The following is a 23,947-nucleotide window of genomic DNA, read 5'->3' as shown; positions in this document are numbered from 1 at the left end:
GTGATAAAATCACGATTTTGATTTCTGGCCTACTCTCTTTTTGCTGGGCAAACTCTTTCCCACACAGGATGGGCTTGTCCTAATACCACGTTACCAAAAGTATTTTTGTCCACTGTAACACCATCTATTAAATCAGTCACTAATACTAGTTAGCAAGGACCATACTGACTTCTCTAGCAAATTGACTGATCAATTCAATACGAAATCGTAGTTCAGCCTCCCTCCCTTGACAGTCTTAACTTTAGCTTGTTATAATGAACTGTCATACAATTTTATGCAATTCTAATTTTTCATTAATCAATATGGAGGAATTCATGCAAAAAAAATCCACTTATTGGATTATCGGGTTTATGCTCTTCGCCCTCTTCTTCGGGGCTGGTAACCTGATTTTCCCTGCCTACCTCGGTATCTATTCTGGTACCAACCTAGCCTTAGCTATTCTAGGTTTCTGTATCACAGGAGTATCCTTACCTCTGCTAGGTGTTGTGGCTGTAGCTTACTCAGGCAGAACCGATGTTGAATCTATTGCTAGACCTGCTTCCAAGGCTTACGCCCTATTTTTCGCTATCGCTCTCTACCTGACTATCGGTCCTTTCTTTGCCATTCCTCGGACAGGGGCAGTTTCCTATGAAATCGGAATTAAACCCTTCTTTGGCAGTGGTCAAGCTGCTCACATCATCTATGGATTAGTCTTTTTCGGATTATCCTATCTGATTGCTGTCCGGCCGAGTAAGATTGCTGACCGTATCGGGAAATATTTGACACCGGCCCTCTTGATTTTCTTAGGAATTCTGATTGTCGCTTCCTTTATCTCTCCTGCGGGCCATATCGGATCCGCACACAATGCTTCTCCTGCTGTCAGTGACAGTTTCAAGAGTCTGCCTTTTGTGGCTGGACTGATTCAGGGTTACAGTACCATGGACGCCTTGGCCTCTCTGGCCTTTGCTATCCTAGTCATTGATGCTGCTAAAGGACACGGAGCCAAAACCTCTAATGCTGTTGCTAGCTTAACTCTCAAGTCTGGTATCATCGCAGCTGTCATCCTAGCAGCTATCTATATTTTCGTTGCCCGGCTGGGAGCAACCTCTCAAACCCTCTTTGGCATGACCAAAGACCTCTTCACCCAAGGAAATGTCCCAATTTCTGATGGCGGACCCGTCCTCATCCAATCAGCCGCTCACTACATGGGCAGCTTTGGCCAGATCATCCTAGGTATGGCCATCTTCCTAGCCTGTCTAACAACAGCAACTGGACTGATTACGGCCTGCGCAGAATACTTCCATAAGGTCTTTCCAAAAGTTTCTCACATTGTCTGGGCAACTGCCTTCACTCTGATTGGAGTCATCCTTTACTTCGGTGGCCTTGATCAAATTATCAAATGGTCAATACCCGTTCTTTATCTGCTCTACCCACTGACTATCGTCACCATTATCCTCATCTTCCTGAAGAAATGGATTGGCTATAATCATGTCGTTTACAAAACAGCCTTAGGCTTCACGGCTATTGCAGGTCTCTTTGATGCCTTCAATACCCTGTCAGCTCAAACTCAACTTTTTACCCTACCAAGTGACCTAGTCAACTTCTTTACTGAGGCCCTGCCTCTAGGTGCCTACAATATGGGATGGATTAGCTTTGCAGTCATTGGTTTGGTCGTCGGCTTAGTTCTGACTGGCTTTAAGCCACTTAAAGAAACAGAAACAGAAGGTTAAAACCTAATAAAGATTTAACAAGGACCAATCAACTAATCTATCAACAAAGGCCCACCTCTCAGTTAGAGGCGGGCCTTTTACTATTTAAAACCTTATTTGGCCTTGAGAGCTGATAGAATTTGTGTCCGGATATCTTCTACCCCTTCTGGATTATTAGGTAGAAAGAGGGTCTGGTTACCACCTGCAGCGAATTGATTCAAGGTATCAAGATACTGGTTGGTCAAGAGGATGGACATAATCTGTTCTTCCGTCATACCGACATTAGCTTGCTTGAGTTCTGCAATAGATTCAGCCAGACCATCAACGATCGCTTTACGCTGTTGGGCAATACCGACACCATGCAGTCGATCTTTTTCAGCTTCGGCAGAAGCAGCTGTGACAATTTTAATCTTATCAGCTTCGGCCAATTCTTGAGCGGCAACACGTTTACGTTGAGCTGCATTAATTTCATTCATAGATTGCTTCACTTCAGCATCAGGTTCAACCTTAGTAATCAAGGTCTTAACAATGATATAGCCATAAGTAGACATTTCTTCTGCCACTTGATGTTGAACTTCCAGAGCAATCTCGTCCTTTTTCTCAAAGAGTTCATCCAAAGTCAACTTAGGGACAGAGGAGCGCAGGGCATCTTCGATGTAAGACTTAATCTGTGCTTCTGGACGCATCAATTTGTAGTAAGCATCAATGACATTTTGCTCATTAACCCGATATTGGGTTGCTACATTGAGAGTGACAAAAACATTGTCCTTGGTCTTCGTTTCAACGACAATTTCACTCTGTAAGAGACGCAACTGAACACGCGCTGCGATTCTATCCATACCAAATGGCAGACGCATGTGAATTCCACTAGCAGACGTATTTTGATAACGACCAAAGCGCTCAATAATAGCTACCGATTGCTGCCTTACAACATAAAGCGAGCTGGCCAAAAAAACAATAAAAATAATAAAACACAATACTAAAAATACTAAAAAGACACCCATAATACTTTCCTTTCGTAAGATACTAATCTGTTAAATAACTCAAAAGACACTGAGGCTGATACAACAAGTATACAGAAAACTTCAACTTTTTCCACAGAGTTGTAAGCAAATTTCATTAAAATAAAATATTCAGCTAACTGCCTTTATCAGCCTGTCAAACTTCACGTCATCATACATGATTAAACCAGCATATTATATAAACTTTCGTTACCGTGCAGGTTGATATAATTAGGATCAAATCCTGCCAAACGATTCAACAGGCCATCATAATCATGTTTATCAGACAACGTTACACCCACCAAGCAGGGTCCTGTTCCCTTGGCAGCCCGCTTAATGTATTCAAAGCGCGTGATATCATCATTTGGCCCCAAAATATTATTAACAAACTCTCGTAGTGCACCCGGCCGTTGGGGGAAGTTAACAACAAAGTAATGCTTGACCCCATCATAAATTAGGGCTCTTTCTTCCATCTCCTGCATGCGATTAATATCGTTATTCCCTCCCGAAATAATGCAAACCAAAGTCTTGCCCTTGATATCTTCTTTGAGGACTTCTAGGGCTGCAATTGAAGCCGCTCCAGCCGGCTCAGCGATAATTCCTTGGCGAGAGTACATATCAATTAAGGTTTCAGAAATCAACCCCTCATCAACACCAACTAGCTGGTCGACTGTCCGGCGAGCCACTTCATAGGTTTTTTGTCCGACCTGCTGAACAGCAATTCCATCTGCAAACTTATCAATATGCTCCAGTTTAACAGGATGCCCTTTATCGAAGGCTGCCCGCATACTACGAGCACCATTGGATTCAACACCAACCACTCGGATGTCAGGTGACACATCCTTCATATAAGTCGCCACGCCAGCAATCAAACCACCGCCGCCAACAGGTACCAGGATACTGTCGAAATCAACACCTTCTTCTTTAGCCTGCTCATAGATTTCATAGGCAACAGTCCCCTGACCAGCCTGAACATTGTCATCATCAAAAGGTGGAATAAAGGTACGGCCCTGAGCCTTGGTAAACTCCTGAGCTGCTTGAGCTGAAGCATCAAAGGTATCACCAACCAGTTGGATATCGACATAAGCTCCACCAAAGAATTTAACTTGAGTAATCTTCTGTTGAGGGGTGGTGATAGGCATAAAAATAGTAGCTGAAATCTTCATTTCGTTACAAGTATAGGCCACCCCTTGGGCATGGTTCCCAGCCGAAGCACAGACAACACCATTAGCCTTATCTTCATCCGATAGTTGGTTGATGGCATAGTAGGCTCCCCGCAGCTTAAAAGAGCGAACCTTTTGCATATTTTCCCGCTTGAGATAGATGGTAGCCTGATACTTTTCCGACAGATAGCGGTCAAACTCCAGCGGCGTTCGCTCAACCACATCTTTGAGAACATTGTGAGCTTTTACAACATCAGTTGCTGTTATCATAAACTCTCCTTTTTACTATTGTCTAAATTTTCTGTAGATTCATTATAACATAAAAGTTAGCTGAAATTAAGGGAATTCCCTGAAATCATGAAAAGGATAAGAAAAAAAGCCCGAGACATAATCCCCACGCTCAGACTTAAATTTTTCCTACCCTTGACAACCAGACTAGCCCCATCGTTGTTAAAAACAGACCAATGATTTCTGCAAGTAGTCTTTGTTTATTAATCTCAAATAACTTAATTTGAACCTTTTTTAAACAGTTACTTGAACTTGCTTGTCCTAAGCTGCTTGATTATCAGCAGTTACTGTAATCCTTTGAACATCTTAGACACACAAAGGTAAAACCAGTCTGTTAGACAATTAATCCTGTATGACCAGCTTCAATTTTCAAATGATTGCTGGTCTCTGAACTCAGATTAACACTAACAGTATCTAACTGGAATATCAGCAGTATTCACTGAAATAATTTATTTACAAAAGTCTTTTAAACTAGCTAAAACTATCTCTATCGATATAACGTTTTAATTCAAGGATTTTATTTTAATAAGTAATGACACAAAAGTCTCCTCTATTTATATCATTACAACATTTTACTTTTATTTTAGTAAAACTATTTAAGACTTTTTGCATATAGTTAGACCTATCAAACAATTCCTGAAAAATCCTTAGAAAATAAAAAGCCAAGAACTTTTGTCCTCAACTTCTACTCTTAAGTAACACTGGCATCTTCTTCCTGACAATCTGGACAGAGCCCATAGAGCATGACCTGACTGCGAGTAACCTTATAGCCCGTCTGCTGACTGGCTTCTTGATACATGTCCCGCAAATCACCATCCAAGAAATCAGTAATTTTCCCACACCGTTCACAGGCAATGTGAACCTCATGATGACCTAAAAAATCATAATAAGTCGTACTATAGTTGCAAAGCTTGAGCTCTGTCACAAAACCCTCATCAACCAAAACCTTGAGATTATTATAGACAGTTGCCAAACTCATACTGGGGTACTCTGGCAAAAGGTCCTCGTAAATCATTTCCGCACTGGGATGACTTTTGGTGGCAATCATATAACGGATAATGGCTTTACGAGTTTCTGTAATCCGGATATGCTTACTTTTTAGGTGCTCTAGAACAGTCTCGTAAGCTTCTAAAGCCATGCGATCGTTTTCCATCGCTACCTCCTCTTAATCAGTCATTTTGAATTTATTATAGCACAAAAAATCTGACCCTCGCCAAATGAGTCTAACTTAAACCATAAGTCGACCATATTCTATCTTAATACAGCGATTCATGACAATTCTCTCACAACCGGCTTGGCGCAAGAAGTCTTCCGCATCCTCAGCTTCCAGCCCTAGTTGAGCCCAAAAAACATCTGCACCAACCTGAACAAAGTCATGAGCCACATCAAGCAAAAATTCACTCCGCCTAAAGACATCAACAATATCAATGTGAACCGGAATATCTTGTAGAGAAGCATATACGGTCTGATCCAGAATTTCCTGACCGGCCAACCTAGGATTAACAGGAATTATCTGGTAGCCTACCTCCTGCATAACCTTAGCGACTTTATAGGCAGCGGTCTCAGTTCTATCGGAGAGTCCCACAACCGCTATCGTATTAGCCTCTTGCAGGTAGGACTTGATGATTTCATCACTAGGATTTGTAAAATGATAAGTCATAAAAACCACCCTTTCTCATTAGTAATTTCTTATTTGGCTTCATACCAAGTTTTTCCAGTATTTTCATCAGCCAAGAGAGGAACCGCCAACTCAATAGCTGACTCCATAGTTTCTTTAACCAGCTGCTTGACAACCGCCAGCTCCTCATTGGGTACTTCCAAAACAATTTCGTCGTGCACTTGCAGTAACATCTTAGTTTTGAAATCACCTGCTTCCAAGGCTTGATCCAGATTAATCATGGCAATCTTAAGAATATCGGCTGCACTACCCTGAATAGGCGAATTGATAGCCGTTCGTTCAGCAAAATTACGGATATTGAAGTTACGTGAATTAATATCTGGCAGCATTCGACGCCGCTTAAAGAGAGTCTCAGCATAGCCCTTATCCTTAGCTTCACGCACCACTCGTTCCATGTAGTTTTTAATGCCAGGGAAACGTTCAAAATAGGTGTCGATATACTGCTTGGCTGCCTTGCGACTGATACCCAAATTCTGGGACAATCCGTAATCAGAGATCCCATAGACCACACCGAAATTGACCGCTTTGGCATTGCGACGATCATTAGGGGTAACATCCTCAGGTCTTGCAATATTAAAGACCCGCATGGCTGTCGCCGTGTGGATATCTTCGCCATTCTTAAAAGCAGCGATTAAATGCTCATCCCCCGAGATATGGGCCAGTACTCGAAGTTCAATCTGCGAATAGTCCGAACTCAGGAGGACACTGTCCTCCCATTCAGGTGTAAATGCCTTACGAATCAAACGACCTTGCTCTAAGCGCACTGGAATATTTTGAAGGTTTGGATCAACACTGGAAAGACGTCCGGTTTGGGTCAAATCTTGCAGATAGCGGGTATGAATTTTCCCATCATCCATGATAAAATCCTGTAGACCGACCACATAGGTTGACTGTAATTTAGCTATTTGTCGATATTCCAAAATTTTAGCCACAATCGGAGCATGTGGGGCCAGACGTTCTAAAACATCGACAGCTGTTGAATAGCCAGTCTTAGTCTTCTTAGTCATAGAGATTGGCAACCCCATCTTTTCAAAGAGGATCATCCCCAGTTGCTTCGGTGAATTGATATTAAATTCTTGACCAGCCAAATCATAGATTTCCTGGGTTAGAGCCTTGAGGGTTACCTCATTTTCTAGCTCCATATCCTTTAGGGTCTGGCGGTCAACCTTAATCCCAGCAATTTCCATCTTAGCCAGAACGTTAGCTAAAGGTAATTCCATCTCAAAGAGCAGATTAGATTGGTCATGCTCAGCCAATTTTTCCTTTAGAATGGGCTCGGTCTCTACTAGGACTTGAATCTTGGTCGCCAGATGTTCAAAAAGAAGGTCGTCCTCAGGTACTGCCTTCTTGGCTCCCTTACCATAAACTTCTGTATCCTTAGCCAGAGGCGTTTGTCCATAGAGACTGGCAATAGTAGAAAGTTCATTATCTTCCACCGTAGACAACAAATATTTTGCCAAACGGCTGTCAAAATTAGCTGTCAGCAAATCAAGTCCTAAGTGGCTCAAAAGAACCTTAGTCCGCTTGAAATCATAGGTTTTGATTGGCTTAGAAAGAGCTTGGATAAAAAGCTCATCTTTGAGTAAATCTAAGTTTTTGCTGACATAGATATTCTGGTCATTCCCCCAAGCAAAGCCCAGAATGTCTTCGCGATGATAATTATCATTAAAAATTTCAAAATAGAAGAATTGGTCAGGCCCAAACATAGCAGGTTCAAGTCTATTAACAACTTGATAATTGATTTCAACCTGTTCGGCCTCTTCCTTGAGGCCCAAGCTTGCCTTCAGCTGTTTAAAATTCATTTCATCATAGAACTTAGCCAACCCTTCCAAATGAGGACCCTTGTAAAGCGTATCATCTAAACCAATTTCAATAGGCGATTGGGTATTGATGGTTGCCAAAGTCTTGGACATAAAGGCCTGATCCTTATCATTGATGAGGTTTTCTTTCATCTTAGATGGCTTGAAGCTATCGATATGGTCGTAAATAGCTTCCAAACTACCATACTCCAATAGGAGTTTGAGCCCTGTCTTTTCGCCAATCTTAGTTACACCAGGAATATTATCCGACTTATCCCCCATCAAGGCCTTAAGATCAATAAACTGGGTTGGCGTAATGCCCATCTTTTCCATCAGATATTCAGGCGTATATTCTTCAAACTCAGCCACACCCTTGCGAGAAATCTCGACCACCGTATTATTATCGGCTAGCTGAATCAAATCCTTGTCCCCACTGACAATAGTCACATCAAAATTGCCATTTTCAGCCAACTTATCCAAGGTTCCGATAATATCATCCGCTTCATAATTTTCCAAATCATAATAGGCAATACCAAGATGATTCAACATCTCCCGAATATAAGGAAATTGCTCACGAAATTCATCTGGCGTCTTATCACGACCACCCTTATAATCGGCATACATATCCGTCCGAAAAGTGGTCTTACCCGCATCAAAAGCCACTAGTACATGGGTCGGCTCAATCCGCTTCATCATATGGTCCAGCATGAGATGAAAACCATAGATGGCATTAGTATGCAGACCAACAGGATTTTTAAACCGTTCAATTTGATTATAAAGAGCAAAAAAAGCCCGAAAGGCGATGGAAGACCCATCAATCAATAGTAATTTATTCTTATTAGCCATGCTCCTATTATACCACAGAAGTTCCACCAGAAAGCAAACACAAGCAGGCCCAAACAGAAGAACAAGAGGCTATAAATCACTAATTAGTATTTTCGCCTAAAAAAGAATTTAGTTACTGCTGGCTCTTCCCAGAGATTATGAAAACACCTGACCCTATACAAACTAAATTGAGACTTACATACGTTGCCTATTGCAACGACATCACATTAAAAATTGATTCCTAAAAACCAAAAAGGAAGAGCCCTGCTATAACAGGACCCCTCCCCGGAGATTATGAAAAAGAAAAGTTTATTTAGGATACCTATAGTATAGCTAGAGTTACTTAAATAGCACTTAAATATTTAACTAATAGGTTCACTAAAAATCAATCATACAAAAAGTTGATTTTCCTCTTATTTAGACCACTCAGCTACCTTATCCTTATTATTTTTAACCCATTTTTGTGCTGCTTTAGATGGCGATGTTCCATTGCTAATATCTAGCATAACAGATTCCATATCAGCAGAAGTCCAATGGAAATTATCAATAATCTTGTAAGCACCTGCATTATCTTTTTTAAGGTTTTTGCGAGCGATAGTATGAATATTCTCAGATTTTCCAAAGACACCCTTTGGATCATCCAAAAATTTTAAATCATACTTAGCAAACATCCAGTGAGGTTTCCAACCTGTAATAACAATATCTTCCTTATTCTTCAATGCCTGTTGAAGACTGGTAATCATGGCGCCAGTAGAAGAGGAACTTAGCTTCCAATTGGAGAGGTTGGAATACTCTTTTTGTGCTTTCTCAGCACTTGTCATGATACCAGCTCCAGGTTCAATACCAGTGATGGTTGAATCGGCTTGATCAGATAGATCTTCGATACTGTTAACATCAGTCATATAGGTTGGCACAGCTAATCCTAGTTTGGTTCCTTTTAGATTAACTCCCAAGTCATCTAATTGTCCCTTATATTTTTCGTACTGTGCTTTATGTGTAACCGGCAGCCAAGCTGAAACAGAAGCATCAACACTACCGTCAGCAACCGATTTCCAAGCAATGGCATTATCCAGAGGCTTGATTTCAACATCATAGCCTTTTTCTTTGAGAACTTCAGCTAAAACATTAGTCGAAGCCACTTCCGAATCCCACTCTACATAAGCCAAGGTAACCTTTTCCTTATGTGGACCCATATGGCTAGCAACTGTTTGTGCAATTCCCGTAGCAAGAAAGGCTATGACCAAGACGGGAGCTATCCATTTCTGCCATTTGGGCTTGCTTGCTTGCTTTTGACCAACCGGTGCATTTAATTTTTGGGTAAAACGATCAATAATGATGGCCAAGATTACCAGAGCCAAACCATTGACAAATCCGTTACCAATTTCTGCGTGTTGCAGAGCTGAAAGGACTCCATTACCAAGGCCAGGAGCCCCAATCATGGAAGCCGTCACCACCATAGACAGAGCCAACATGATGGTTTGGTTGACCCCAGCCATAATCGTACTCTTGGCTAATGGCAGTTCAACTCCGAAGAGCTTTTGCCGACTGGTACTACCAAAAGCATCTGATGCTTCAACCAACTCGATAGGAATTTCTCGAATCCCAAGATTAGTCATCCGTACCGTTGGTGGTAAAGCGAAGATAACTGAAGCAAAAACCCCAGGTACCATACCAATACCAAAGAAAGCAACCGCTGGAATCAAATAAACGAAGGCTGGCATGGTTTGCATAAAGTCCAGAATTGGATTAATAACCTTTTTGGCTGTCTCATTCTTAGCCATCCAAATTCCCAGTGGAATCCCAATTAAAATTGAGATCAAGCTAGACAAGAGTACCAAGGTAAAGGTATTAATCAAATCTCCCCAGAGTTCCTGATTGTAAATATATAACAAACCGATAGCTGTTAAAATCGTAAAGCCCCATTTTTTAGAAATCAGATAAGCTAAGGCCACGATGAGAAGCATTAAAATCCAAGGATTGATGAAAGTCAATGTATTGGAAATAAATCCCATAAGGGCATCACCAATGATTTTTAGAACATTGAAGAACCCAGCAAAAGTTTTAGTCAGCCAGTCAACAAAAGAATCCATATAATTAGAAATAGGTAATTTCCCAATTCCTGCTAATAATAAGCTTTTCAAACTTCTCACCTACCCTTCTACTTCAATACCCTGTTTAGTAAGAGCCTCAATCACACGACCCTTAATAATAACGCCAACAGGACGCTTGTTCTCATTTAACACAGCAATCGGAGCTGCCGAGTCATAAATCAATGGTAAGATATCTGTCAGCACCATATCCTGAGGCACCGTCCGAATATTAGGATCGACAACATCAGCCAGTTTCTTACCTGCCTTACGAGCATCATAAGCTGCATCAGCCGAGATAACCCCTAAGAGCTGACGCTTCCGATTAGTGGCTACCAACATGGAAACTTCTTCCACGTCCATCCGCTTCAGAGCCACATTGGGTCCATCAACATCAACATTTGCCGTAATTGGCTTAATCATAATATTTTGAGCCGTCAGAACCTTAGAGCGGTCGACATCCTCAACGAATTCTCGGACAAAATCATTAGCTGGTTGAGTCAAGATTTCTTCACCTGTACCTATCTGCATGATTTGACCATCTTTCATCAAGGCGATACGATCGCCGATCCGCAAGGCTTCATTGAGATCGTGGGTAATAAAGATAATTGTTTTTTGAACACGATCCTGCAAATCTAGGAGCTCATCCTGCATTTCTTTACGAATCAAAGGATCCAAAGCAGAGAAGGCCTCATCCATCAAAAGAATATCAGGATTATTAGCAAGCGCTCTAGCTAAACCAACCCGTTGTTGCATCCCACCGGATAATTGATCAGGATACTGATCTTTAAAAGGCAACAAATTTGAATTTTCCAAGGCTTGTTCAGCCATTTTTTCCCGCTCTTCCTTGGGCACTCCCCTCAATTCCAAACCATACTCAGTATTTTCCAAAATGGTTTTATGCGGAAAGAGACCAAAATTCTGGAAAACCATATTAACCGAATGGCGGCGAACCTCTCGCAGTTCATTAGCAGTCATTTCAGAAACATTCTGACCATTAAGTTCGATGGCCCCAGAAGAAGGTTCAATCAGGCGATTAATTAAGCGAATCAGAGTAGACTTTCCGCTTCCAGAAAGCCCCATAATTACAAAGATTTCACCCTCTTGAACTTCAAAATTAGCATCATAAACACCAACCGTACAGCCAGTTTTCTCTAAAATTTCAGTTTTACTCTTTGCTTCTTTGACCATCTGGAGAGCCGCTTTTTGCTTTTTCCCAAAGATTTTGGTTAAATGGCTAACTTTTAAAATCGTTCCCATATATCCCTTATCCTTTCTTCTTACAAAATATCTATATATTCTAAATATCTATTAATTAGTAGGCATCTATACTATTGTACCAAAATCATGGCTATTATTAAATTAAAAATAGTTACAAATTAGTTACCAATATCCAACAAAGATAAAACTCTCCACCAAGTGATGGTAACACTAACACTCAGGACCTGTCCAAGCAAGTCTAATAAATAAAAAAAGAGTTCCCTTAAGAACTCCCTCCAGTCACATCTCTACTCCACCAGTAGGACTCGAACCTACGACATCATGATTAACAGTCATGCGCTACTACCAACTGAGCTATGGTGGATAATAATACGCTAAGCGACTCCCTTATCTCACAGGGGGCAACCCCCAATTACTTCAGGCGTGCTAGGGCTTAACTGCTGTGTTCGGCATGGATACAGGTGTCTCTCCTAGGCTAGCGTCACTTAACTATGAATTGAATTGTATTCGAACTTAAAAGCTAGTGATTTAGATAAATCCTCTTGAAGTCCTTAGACTTCTGCGGTGATTTCCTAAAATCATACGCTTTTCTTCACGTTCTCATTACTTATTTTGCCAATTCAAAATTGAATACCTATCTATTGTATCAAGCCTTACCTCGCGCTGTCAATACCTTCTTTAGGATAAGTCCTCGAGCGATTAGTATTGGTCCGCTTCATAGCTTACACTACTTCCACTCCCAACCTATCTACCTGATCTTCTCTCAGGGCTCTTACTGATATATAATCATGGGAAATCTCATCTTGAGGGAGGCTTCACACTTAGATGCTTTCAGCGTTTATCCCTTCCATACATAGCTACCCAGCGATGCTCTTGGCAGAACAACTGGTACACCAGCGGTATGTCCACTCTGGTCCTCTCGTACTAGGAGCAGAGCCTCTCAAATTTCCTTCGCCCGCGACGGATAGGGACCGAACTGTCTCACGACGTTCTGAACCCAGCTCGCGTGCCGCTTTAATGGGCGAACAGCCCAACCCTTGGGACCGACTACAGCCCCAGGATGCGACGAGCCGACATCGAGGTGCCAAACCTCCCCGTCGATGTGAACTCTTGGGGGAGATAAGCCTGTTATCCCCAGGGTAGCTTTTATCCGTTGAGCGATGGCCCTTCCATGCGGAACCACCGGATCACTAAGCCCGACTTTCGTCCCTGCTCGAGTTGTCGCTCTCGCAGTCAAGCTCCCTTATACCTTTACACTCTGCGATTGATTTCCAACCAATCTGAGGGAACCTTTGGGCGCCTCCGTTACCTTTTAGGAGGCGACCGCCCCAGTCAAACTGCCCGTCAGACACTGTCTCCCTAGACGCTTAGCCTAGCGGGTTAGAGTAGCCATAACACAAGGGTAGTATCCCAACAGCGCCTCCTTCGAAACTAGCGTCCCGATCTCTATGGCTCCTACCTATCCTGTACATGTGGTACAGATACTCAATATCAAACTGCAGTAAAGCTCCATGGGGTCTTTCCGTCCTGTCGCGGGTAACCTGCATCTTCACAGGTACTAAAATTTCACCGAGTCTCTCGTTGAGACAGTGCCCAAATCATTACGCCTTTCGTGCGGGTCGGAACTTACCCGACAAGGAATTTCGCTACCTTAGGACCGTTATAGTTACGGCCGCCGTTTACTGGGGCTTCAATTCAGATCTTCGCTTAACGCTAAACCCTCCTCTTAACCTTCCAGCACCGGGCAGGCGTCACCCCCTATACTTCATCTTTCGATTTCGCAGAGAGCTGTGTTTTTGATAAACAGTTGCTTGGGCCTTTTCACTGCGGCTCAGTCTAGCTGAGCGCCCCTTCTCCCGAAGTTACGGGGCCATTTTGCCGAGTTCCTTAACGAGAGTTCGCTCGATCACCTGAGGCTACTCGCCTCGACTACCTGTGTCGGTTTGCGGTACGGGTAGAGTATACATTAACGCTAGAAGCTTTTCTTGGCAGCCTGACATCACTCACTTCGCTACTAAACTTCGCTCCCCATCACAGCTCAATGTTACAGGACTAAGCATTTGACTCAGTCCACACCTCACTGCTTGGCCAGACACTTCCAGTCGTCTGGTTGAGTTAGCCTTCTGCGTCCCTCCTTCACTCTATACTCTAGTACAGGACTATCAACCTGTTGCCCATCGGATACACCTGTCGGTCTCTCCTTAGGTCCCGACTAACCCAGGGCGGACGAGCCTTCCCCTGGAAACCTTAGTCTTACGGTGGACAGGATTCTCACCTGTCTTGCGCTACTCATACCGGCATTCTCACTTCTATGCACTCCAGCACTCCTCACGGTATACCTTCTCCACACATAGAACGCTCTCCTACCATCCCTAAAGGATCCACAGCTTCGGTAAATTGTTTTAGCCCCGGTACATTTTCGGCGCAGGGTCACTCGACTAGTGAGCTATTACGCACTCTTTGAATGAATAGCTGCTTCTAAGCTAACATCCTAGTTGTCTGTGCAACCCCACATCCTTTTCCACTTAACAATTATTTGGGGACCTTAGCTGGTGGTCTGGGCTGTTTCCCTTTCGACTACGGATCTTAGCACTCGCAGTCTGACTGCCGACCATAAATCGTTGGCATTCGGAGTTTATCTGAGATTGGTAATCCGGGATGGACCCCTCACCCAAACAGTGCTCTACCTCCAAGATTCTTATTGTCGACGCTAGCCCTAAAGCTATTTCGGAGAGAACCAGCTATCTCCAAGTTCGTTTGGAATTTCTCCGCTACCCACAAGTCATCCAAGCACTTTTCAACGTACTCTGGTTCGGGCCTCCAGTGAGTCTTACCTCACCTTCACCCTGCTCATGGGTAGGTCACCTGGTTTCGGGTCTACGTCATTGTACTTATCCGCCCTCTTCAGACTCGGTTTCCCTACGGCTCCGTCTCTTCAACTTAACCTCGCACAATAACGTAACTCGCCGGTTCATTCTACAAAAGGCACGCTCTCACCCATTAACGGGCTCGAACTTCTTGTAAGCACACGGTTTCAGGTTCTCTTTCACTCCCCTTCCGGGGTGCTTTTCACCTTTCCCTCACGGTACTGGTTCACTATCGGTCACTAGGGAGTATTTAGGGTTGGGAGATGGGCCTCCCAGTTTCCGACGAGATTTCTCGTGTCTCGCCGTACTCAGGATCCTGTTAGCGTCTTCCATCATTTCAAATACGAGGCTTTTACTCTCTTTGGCCGACTTTCCCAAGTCGTTCTTTTATGACGTTTGATCACTCTTCACAGTCCTACAACCCCAGAATGTAAACATCCTGGTTTGCCCTCCTGCCCTTTCGCTCGCCGCTACTCAGGCAATCGCTCTTGCTTTCTCTTCCTGCAGCTACTGAGATGTTTCAGTTCACTGCGTCTTCCTTCTCATATCCTTAACAGATATGGATGACAACCTGTAGTTGCCGGGTTCCCCCATTCGGATATCTCTGGATCTCAGCTTACTTACAGCTCCCCAAAGCATTTCGTCGTTAATCACGTCCTTCATCGGCTCCTAGTGCCAAGGCATCCACCGTGCGCCCTTATTAACTTAACCTTATTAAAAAACTCATTAAATATTTACAGCGTTTCGGTTTATTTTCTTGTTACTATTTGATAGATATTCAATTTTCAATGGACAAGTCTAAGATACTAAGACCGTCCCAACTTGTTGGGCATTTTTGTAGAAAAATAGGAAATCAACGCTGTGTGACTTGCACACAAGGAGATTTATCTTTTTTCCTAAAAAATGAGGTCGTGTTCAATTTCTTGAACAATATCTTATTTAGCTTAGAATACAAGTTTTCGCTAAAGCGAATCATCTCTCGTATCCTATGGAGCCTAGCGGGATCGAACCGCTGACCTCCTGCGTGCAAAGCAGGCGCTCTCCCAGCTGAGCTAAGGCCCCACAAAACCTCTGAAAACTAAATAGAGACGCCCTAAAACGTGCTTCCGTAGCTAAATAAGGGTACCTTTAACCTTATCGGCTAAATTGTACTCGGGCTAAAAGCTTGTGATTTAGATAAACCACCTTGTATGCAAGCATACTGCCTTGGTTTCCTAAAATCAAGTCGCTTTTAAACGCCCTCCGTTACTTAGTTTTTCCTTAGAAAGGAGGTGATCCAGCCGCACCTTCCGATACGGCTACCTTGTTACGACTTCACCCCAATCATCCGTCCCACCTTAGGCGGCTGGCTCCCGAAGGTTACCTCACCGACTTTGGGTGTTACAAACTCTCGTGGTGTGACGGGCGGTGTGTACAAGGCCCGGGAACGTATTCACCGCGGCGTGCTGATCCGCGATTACTAGCGATTCCGACTTCATGGAGGCGAGTTGCAGCCTCCAATCCGAACTGAGATTGGCTTTCAGAGATTAGCTTGCCGTCACCGGCTTGCGACTCGTTGTACCAACCATTGTAGCACGTGTGTAGCCCAGGTCATAAGGGGCATGATGATTTGACGTCATCCCCACCTTCCTCCGGTTTATTACCGGCAGTCTCGCTAGAGTGCCCAACTTAATGATGGCAACTAACAATAAGGGTTGCGCTCGTTGCGGGACTTAACCCAACATCTCACGACACGAGCTGACGACAACCATGCACCACCTGTCACCGATGTACCGAAGTAACTCCCTATCTCTAGGGATGGCATCGGGATGTCAAGACCTGGTAAGGTTCTTCGCGTTGCTTCGAATTAAACCACATGCTCCACCGCTTGTGCGGGCCCCCGTCAATTCCTTTGAGTTTCAACCTTGCGGTCGTACTCCCCAGGCGGAGTGCTTAATGCGTTAGCTCCGGCACTAAGCCCCGGAAAGGGCCTAACACCTAGCACTCAGCGTTTACGGCGTGGACTACCAGGGTATCTAATCCTGTTCGCTACCCACGCTTTCGAGCCTCAGCGTCAGTTACAGACCAGAGAGCCGCTTTCGCCACCGGTGTTCCTCCATATATCTACGCATTTCACCGCTACACATGGAATTCCACTCTCCCCTTCTGCACTCAAGTTCAACAGTTTCCAAAGCAAACAATGGTTGAGCCACTGCCTTTAACTTCAGACTTACTAAACCGCCTGCGCTCGCTTTACGCCCAATAAATCCGGACAACGCTCGGGACCTACGTATTACCGCGGCTGCTGGCACGTAGTTAGCCGTCCCTTTCTGGTAAGATACCGTCACTTGTGTAACTTTCCACTCTACACATCGTTCTTCTCTTACAACAGAGCTTTACGATCCGAAAACCTTCTTCACTCACGCGGCGTTGCTCGGTCAGGGTTCCCCCCATTGCCGAAGATTCCCTACTGCTGCCTCCCGTAGGAGTCTGGGCCGTGTCTCAGTCCCAGTGTGGCCGTTCACCCTCTCAGGTCGGCTATGTATCGTCGCCTAGGTGAGCCCTTACCTCACCTACTAGCTAATACAACGCAGGTCCATCTGTTAGTGGTGCTCTTGCACCTTTCAAATCACTAACATGAGTTAGTCACTATTATGCGGTATTAGCTATCGTTTCCAATAGTTATCCCCCGCTAACAGGCAGGTTACCTACGCGTTACTCACCCGTTCGCAACTCCTCGTACTAGAGCAAGCTCCAGTACTCAGCGTTCTACTTGCATGTATTAGGCACGCCGCCAGCGTTCGTCCTGAGCCAGGATCAAACTCTCATCTAATAGTTTGAGCGCTTAACTCACTTGTGTCATCGCTGACTTATTGTCCTTTGACAGGTTACTCTCGTAACCCGCACGTCTTGGTTCGTCTCTATTCAGTTCTCAAAGGTCTTGCCCCTCTCTCGAGGACAGCTCCCTTATTCTAGCAAACACCTCCTCCTTTGTCAATACCTTTAGATTAATTTTTTTATTTTTATTCCCATTCATAATGCTTGCGAGTCTCTCGCGAAAACTCGCAAATAGCTCGAGTAGTGATTTTGGAGTGGAATTTAGCTAAGAATGAGAGCCTGTTGACATGAACTGTTAATTGGACACAGGGCTTAAAGCTACTTGGCACAGGATTTCTTAAATTTTATATGGCTAGCTAATAGTTTCTTAAAACCGACTTTAAAGTTCATTGGAAAACACAAAAACAGATCCCAAAGGAATCTGTTTTAAATTTATTTAACTACAATATTGACAAGTTTATTGGGGACTGTGATGACTTTCAAGATATCTTTTCCCTCAACTTCAGCCCTGATCTTATCATCGGCTAAAGCTAGTGCCTGCAGATCTTCTCGCGGAAGGTCTTTAGGGATCATCATCTTGGCTCTAACCTTACCCTTAATCTGCACGACAATTTCAACCTCGTCTTCAACAAGTTTCGATTCATCCCAAGTTGGCCAAGTCACGTAAGAAATAGAATCTCCTGAGCTAGTCAAATTTTGCCACAACTCCTCAGCAATATGCGGAGCAAACGGTGCCAATAATTGAACGAATCCTCGAGCATAATCAATAAAGAGTGTCCCTTCCTTATTAGCTGTATTAACAAAGACCATGAGCTGAGCAATAGCTGTATTAAATTTCATGGCTTCAATCTGTTCAGTTACTGCCTTAACAGTTTCATTGTAAACCTTATCAAGCTTACCATCATTTTCAGCTATAATATCTTTTGTGGTTAAGAGACGATAAACACGGTCGAGGAACTTACGAGATCCTTCAAGACCTTCTTCTGACCAAGCAATCGAGGCATCAAGCGGCCCCATGAACATTTCATAAACACGTAAGGTATCTGCGCCATACTGTTCCACGACATCATCCGGATTAACAACGTTCTTGAGGGATTTAGACATCTTAGCTGGTGCCTGCTCCAATTCTTCACCAGTTTCAATATTGAAGAAACTGCCATCGCGCTTTTCAACCTTGTCTGTTGCGACAAGAGCCCCGCGACTATCACGATAGCTAGTCCCCAAAATCATTCCTTGATTAAAGAGTTTCTGGAAAGGCTCCTTGGTTGGAACAATACCTAGGTCGTAGAGGACTTTATGCCAAAAACGGGCGTATAGCAAGTGAAGTACAGCATGCTCAGCCCCGCCAATATAAATATCAACTGGCAACCATGTCTTAAGCAAGTCTTCATCAGCTATTTTTTCATTATTGTGCGGATCGATATATCGCAAATAATACCAGCTTGACCCCGCCCATTGTGGCATGGTATTGGTTTCACGGCGGCCCTTGACACCATCTTCGCGAACCACTTCTAGCCAATCAGTCAAATTTGCCAGCGGCGACTCTCCAGTTCCCGAAGGTTTAATGTTCTTGGTGACAGGCAACACCAATGGTAGCCGGTCTTCTGGTACCGCACTGGAAGTACCATCCTCCCAATGGATAATTGGAATGGGTTCACCCCAGTAACGTTGACGGCTAAAGAGCCAGTCTCGCAGACGATAATTGATCTGCCTCTTACCAAATCCCTTTTCTTCTAAAAACTCGATAATTTTATCAATCGCTTCTTCCTTATTTAAACCATCAAGAAAGTCAGAATTAATGTGTGGCCCATCTTCTGTCCAAGCCTCTTTTTCAACATCCCCACCCTGAAGAACAGGAATAATATCCAGACCGAATTTCTTCGCGAATTCCCAGTCACGCATATCATGAGCTGGAACAGCCATAATGGCTCCTGTTCCATAACTAGCTAAGACGTAATCTGAAATCCAGATTGGAATGTGACGACCATTGACAGGGTTAATGGCATAGGCACCAGTCCAGACTCCCGTCTTATCCTTATTGAGATCAGTCCGAGCTAGATCGGACTTGAGGCTGGCTTCATGCTTATAATCAGCAACTGCCTGAGCCTGTTCTGGGCTAGTGATGACATCAACCAGCTCATGCTCTGGCGCCATCACTGCATAGGTAGCGCCAAAAAGGGTATCAGGACGAGTAGTAAAGACTGTAAAGCTCTTATCCGTTCCAGCCACCTGAAAGTCAACATGAGCTCCGACTGATTTACCAATCCAATTGCGTTGCATTTCTTTGATGGATTCTGGCCAATCGAGCTCGTCTAAATCCTGCAGAAGACGCTCCGCATAAGCAGTAATTTTCAACATCCATTGTTTCATGGGTTTGCGGACAACAGGATAACCACCACGCTCAGATGTGCCGTCAGGAAGAACTTCTTCATTAGCGATAGCTGTACCCAATTCCTCAACCCAGTTAACAGGGACCTCTGCTTCATAGGCTAAACCATTTTCATATAGCTTAGTAAAAATCCATTGGGTCCACTTGTAATAATCAGGATCGGTTGTATTGATTTCGCGGTCCCAATCATAAGAAAAGCCCAAGCTGTTGATTTGACGCTTGAAATTAGCGATATTTTCTGCCGTAAAATCGGCTGGGTCATTCCCTGTATCCATAGCGTATTGCTCGGCTGGAAGACCAAAAGCATCCCAACCCATTGGGTGAAGGACATTGTAACCTTGAGCACGCTTATAACGACTGAGGATATCTGTCGCCGTATAACCTTCTGGGTGGCCAACGTGCAGACCAGCTCCTGAAGGATAAGGAAACATATCTAAGGCATAAAAGTTAGGTTTGGAGCTATCGGTCCCTGTCTTAAAAGTCTCATGCTCAGCCCAATATTTCTGCCATTTGTGTTCAATTTCTTTGTGATTGTAGAAAGTCATAGAGTATCTCTCCATCTTAATATAGTCCCGTTTATTATAACATTTTCAGTATATTTTTAAAGGCCAGTTTCGCCCTCTACGCTAGCTCAACCTCTTCAAGAAAAAAGAAGGCTATCGCCTTCTCTATCTGCTAACAGGATTAAATCATTCATAAATCTTGAAAGCATCGTCATCATTTTGGTTGACAAATGGCATAGCCTTACGCAATTCTGCCCCAATTTTTTCGATTTCAAGATTTTCAGCTTCTTCACGATAAGCTTTCAAGCGCGGGAAACCTGCATCGTGATCTTCAACAAATTCTTTTGCAAATTTGCCAGATTGGATATCTTTAAGGGCTGCCTTCATGTTTTCCTTAACTTCTGGTCCAATGACACGTGGACCAGTTACAAAGTCACCAAATTCGGCAGTATTTGAACATGATTGACGCATCTTCTTGAAACCACCTTCATAAATGAGATCAACAATCAATTTCATTTCATGAAGGACTTCAAAGTAAGCTAATTGAGGCGCATAGCCCGCTTCAGTTAAAACTTCAAAACCAGCCTCAATCAAATGAGTCAAACCACCCATCAGAACAGTTTGTTCGCCAAAGAGATCTTCTTCAGTTTCTTCCTTGAAGCTGGTAGTCAAGAGTCCAACACGAGCAGAACCAAGCCCCTTAGCCCATGACATAGCGATTTCTTGTGCATGACCGGTTGGATTTTGATAAACAGCATAGAGAGATGGAACACCAAAACCTTCTGTATATGTGCGGCGAACCAAGTGCCCTGGCCCCTTAGGAGCAACCATAAAGACATCAACATCTTCTGGCGCCTTAATATAACCGAAGTGAATATTGAAACCATGGGCAAAACCAAGAGCATTGCCAGAAGACAAATTCGGTGCAATTTCCTTAGCATAGATATCTTTTTGAATTTCATCCGGTGCCAAAACCATGATGATATCAGCTAGTTTAGTTGCTTCTCCAACCTCATAAACATCAAAGCCGTCTTCCTTAGCTTTATCAAACGACTTACCATGACGCACACCAATGATGACATCATAACCTGAATCACGCAGGTTTTGAGCATGAGCATGACCTTGTGAACCATAACCCACAACAGCAATTTTCTTTCCCGCAAGGGCGTCAACTGTTACATCTTTTTCGTATTCCATTTCTACTGCCATAATAAAGTTCTCTTTTCTAAAAATATATTTTTACTAAACTAGCAAACTAGCATTGGTAAGGGAGATTTTTAGGACAAATCTCGTGAAAAACCTGTTGCTCCTGTTCGAGCAATGTTTTTAATGCCATAAGGTTCAACCACTCGCAAGAGGGCATCAATCTTATTAGCATCTCCTGTCACCTGAATAGTGATAGATTTTAAAGCTACATCAATAACACTAGCTCTGAAAGGCTGAATAACAGCTAAAATTTCCGCCCGCTTATGAGCTGGAGCTGCCAACTTAATTAAAATGACTTCCCGTTCCAGATGCGGGATATCTGTAATGTCACGTACCCGAATAACATCAATTAAACGATTGAGCTGCTTGATGATGAGATCAGTTTCTTCCAAACTAGAGACATCGACAATAACGGTGATACGGGTAATTCCCTCTTCTTCAGTATGTCCTGCCGAAACTGCCTCAATATTAATTTGCTTTCGCAGAAGGACCCCCGTAAAGCGATTGAGGACACCAGCTGTGTTACGAAGCCTCGCTGTTAACATTCTACGCATCGAAGGTCACCCCCATCATCTCAGCATTTGATTTCCCAGATGGAACCATCGGATAGACATGCTCACGATTCGAGATATTCACCTCAATTAACATAGGCTTGTTTTCGGTAATAACCTGCAAATCCTCTTCCAAGGTCTTGGGATTAGAGAACTGATAATGGGAAATACCATAGGCCTCAGCCAAAAGTTGGAAGTTTGGTTCATCATCAAAAGTTGACTCACTGCGCCGTTCATCGTAAAAGGACTCCTGCCATTGGCGAACCATACCCAAGGAATGATTGTTGATAAGAACCACCTTGATTGGCAGGCCATAACCATTGAGGATAGCCAATTCCTGATTGGTCATTTGAAAACCACCATCTCCAACAAAGAGAATAACCTCCTTGTCAGGATTAGCTAGCTTGGCACCGACTGCAGCCGGAATACCAAAGCCCATAGTGCCTAGACCGCCTGAAGTGATGAGCTGACGCTCATTTTGGTAGGGATAAAATTGAGCCGCCCACATCTGATGCTGACCGACATCAGTCACTACAATAGCTTCCCCTTTGGTTAACTTACCAATGATCTCAATAGTATGCTGAGGTTTAATGATGGTTTCATCAAACTTGTAGGAGAAAGGAGCCTTAACCTTATTAGCCAAAACTTCCTTAGTCCAATCATCATGCCTCGTCTTGACTTCCTCCTCAGCTAGCAACAAACTCAGGGTCTCCTTAGCATCCCCAACGATAGGGATATCGGTCTTAACAACCTTTCCAATCTCAGCTGCATCAATATCAACATGAGCAACTAAGGCGTTCTTAGCAAAGGTCTTTGGATTGCCGGTCAAACGATCAGCAAAGCGTGAACCGAAATTGATCATAAAATCGCAGTGAGTCATGGCCATGTTGGAAGCATAGGAACCATGCATCCCACCCATACCAAGAGCCAGAGGATGGGAAACAGGAATAGTCCCCAAACTCAAAAGGGTCGAGACAACTGGGATGTTATATCTTTCCGCAAAAGCAATCAGTTCCTGAGAAGCTCCAGCATAGTTTACACCACCTCCAGCAATAATTAGAGGCCTCTTAGCTCGCTTAAGCTGATTCAAAAGTTTCTTAACCTGCAAGCCATTGGGTTCAACCTTGGGCTGATAGCTAGGCAAATTTAGACTTGGATCGTTGTAGCCAGTCACCCTAGTCTCGGCTATATTCTTAGGTAAATCAACAACGACAGGCCCTGGTCTCCCAGTAGTCGCAATGTGAACCGCTTCGGTAACAATCCGAGGAATATCAGCCGCATCACGAATCTGATAATTATACTTAGTAATGGGCATGGTAATTCCGACAATATCAGCTTCCTGAAAGGCATCCTTACCGATTCCAGCCATACCAACCTGTCCAGTAAAAATCAACATGGGAACACTGTCGCTCATACCATCCGCAATCCCTGTGATAGCATTAGTTGCTCCAGGACCACTCGTAACGACCGCCACACCAATCTTGCCTGTTGATTTGGCAAAACCTTCAGCCTCATGGAGAGCCCCTTGCTCATGACGAGCAAGGATATGCTGGATATCATCATGTTGATAAATAGCATCGTATAACGGGAGTACAGCTCCACCGGGGTAGCCAAAAATAGTTTTAATACCTAAACTCACCAAGGTATCTAAAAGTAAATCAGAGCCGGTCTTGGCTTGTTTTAAAGTTATTTGGTTCATATTACCCCCTTTGTCTGAATTTTACGGATTTTTCTAAAAATTCAAAAATCTTGTACTTATAATAACATTTTCAGAAAATAATGCAAGCCTAAAATTAGAAAAATTTGTTCAGTCCTCTTCAAAAATAGCCTATAAAAAGAGAGTGTGGGACAACGAAATCAATTT

At 43.5% G+C, this 23,947-nt stretch carries 12 protein-coding genes, 2 tRNA genes and 3 rRNA genes; 1 reads left to right on the top strand and 16 read right to left on the bottom strand.

Translation table 11 applies throughout. From position 1 onward, the window contains the following. Positions 1-314 precede the first annotated feature (314 nt). Positions 315-1,709 (top strand): branched-chain amino acid transport system II carrier protein, encoded by a 1,395-nt coding sequence (gene brnQ / locus ACFSN5_RS01055; protein ID WP_165211826.1) that lies wholly within the window; start codon positions 315-317, stop codon positions 1,707-1,709. A 92-nt stretch (positions 1,710-1,801) separates the two neighbouring features. Here brnQ and ACFSN5_RS01050 read toward each other — a convergent pair whose 3' ends face one another. From ACFSN5_RS01050 to ACFSN5_RS00975, 16 genes are all read right to left on the bottom strand, one after another. Continuing rightward, positions 1,802-2,692 (bottom strand): SPFH domain-containing protein, encoded by an 891-nt coding sequence (locus ACFSN5_RS01050; protein WP_165329275.1) that lies wholly within the window; start codon positions 2,690-2,692, stop codon positions 1,802-1,804. A 179-nt stretch (positions 2,693-2,871) separates the two neighbouring features. Next, positions 2,872-4,122, bottom strand: a complete 1,251-nt coding sequence (gene ilvA / locus ACFSN5_RS01045) for a threonine ammonia-lyase IlvA (RefSeq protein ID WP_165329274.1) — start codon at positions 4,120-4,122, stop codon at positions 2,872-2,874. 709 nt (positions 4,123-4,831) lie between these two features. Then, positions 4,832-5,293, bottom strand: coding sequence for a peroxide-responsive transcriptional repressor PerR (gene perR / locus ACFSN5_RS01040; RefSeq protein ID WP_165329273.1), 462 nt, complete (start codon positions 5,291-5,293; stop codon positions 4,832-4,834). 75 nt (positions 5,294-5,368) lie between these two features. Further along, on the bottom strand, positions 5,369-5,800 hold the full coding sequence (locus ACFSN5_RS01035) for a CoA-binding protein (protein WP_165329272.1): 432 nt from the start codon (positions 5,798-5,800) through the stop codon (positions 5,369-5,371). A 29-nt stretch (positions 5,801-5,829) separates the two neighbouring features. Next, a complete protein-coding gene (polA, locus tag ACFSN5_RS01030) occupies positions 5,830-8,463 on the bottom strand; it encodes a DNA polymerase I (RefSeq protein ID WP_165329271.1) in 2,634 nt (877 codons plus the stop codon). Positions 8,464-8,855: 392 nt separating this feature from the next. Next, positions 8,856-10,592 carry an ABC transporter permease/substrate binding protein gene (locus ACFSN5_RS01025; RefSeq protein ID WP_206221357.1) on the bottom strand — a complete coding sequence of 579 codons (1,737 nt, stop codon included), beginning with the start codon at positions 10,590-10,592 and terminating at the stop codon, positions 8,856-8,858. Then, on the bottom strand, positions 10,593-11,789 hold the full coding sequence (locus ACFSN5_RS01020) for a quaternary amine ABC transporter ATP-binding protein (RefSeq protein WP_165211808.1): 1,197 nt from the start codon (positions 11,787-11,789) through the stop codon (positions 10,593-10,595). A gap of 251 nt (positions 11,790-12,040) precedes the next feature. Continuing rightward, positions 12,041-12,114, bottom strand: a tRNA-Asn gene (locus tag ACFSN5_RS01015). Positions 12,115-12,123: 9 nt separating this feature from the next. Then, positions 12,124-12,239 (bottom strand): 5S ribosomal RNA (rrf, locus tag ACFSN5_RS01010). A 190-nt stretch (positions 12,240-12,429) separates the two neighbouring features. Beyond that, a 23S ribosomal RNA gene (locus tag ACFSN5_RS01005) occupies positions 12,430-15,328 on the bottom strand. A gap of 278 nt (positions 15,329-15,606) precedes the next feature. Further along, positions 15,607-15,679 (bottom strand) — tRNA-Ala (locus ACFSN5_RS01000). Between the two features lie 202 nt (positions 15,680-15,881). Then, positions 15,882-17,429, bottom strand: a 16S ribosomal RNA gene (locus tag ACFSN5_RS00995). The 16S, 23S and 5S rRNA genes sit together here with 2 tRNA genes alongside, the layout of an rRNA operon. Before the next feature lie 437 nt (positions 17,430-17,866). Then, positions 17,867-20,368: a leucine--tRNA ligase gene (gene leuS / locus ACFSN5_RS00990; protein WP_165329437.1), complete on the bottom strand. Its 2,502-nt coding sequence runs from the start codon at positions 20,366-20,368 to the stop codon at positions 17,867-17,869. A 144-nt stretch (positions 20,369-20,512) separates the two neighbouring features. After that, positions 20,513-21,535, bottom strand: a complete 1,023-nt coding sequence (gene ilvC / locus ACFSN5_RS00985) for a ketol-acid reductoisomerase (protein WP_004228024.1) — start codon at positions 21,533-21,535, stop codon at positions 20,513-20,515. A gap of 68 nt (positions 21,536-21,603) precedes the next feature. Beyond that, on the bottom strand, positions 21,604-22,086 hold the full coding sequence (gene ilvN / locus ACFSN5_RS00980) for an acetolactate synthase small subunit (protein WP_004226495.1): 483 nt from the start codon (positions 22,084-22,086) through the stop codon (positions 21,604-21,606). Further along, entirely contained in the window at positions 22,079-23,782 is a 1,704-nt protein-coding gene (locus ACFSN5_RS00975) for an acetolactate synthase large subunit (protein WP_165329438.1), read from the bottom strand. The genes ilvN and ACFSN5_RS00975 overlap by 8 nt, the downstream gene beginning before the upstream one ends. Between the last annotated feature and the right edge of the window lie 165 nt (positions 23,783-23,947).

Origin of the sequence: Streptococcus tangpeifui, from assembly GCF_044503215.1 — a bacterium.
In the GTDB taxonomy this organism is placed as follows: Bacteria; Bacillota; Bacilli; order Lactobacillales; family Streptococcaceae; genus Streptococcus; species Streptococcus tangpeifui.
Note: the sequence above shows the minus strand (reverse complement) of the source record. Positions and strands in the feature narration are given on the sequence as shown.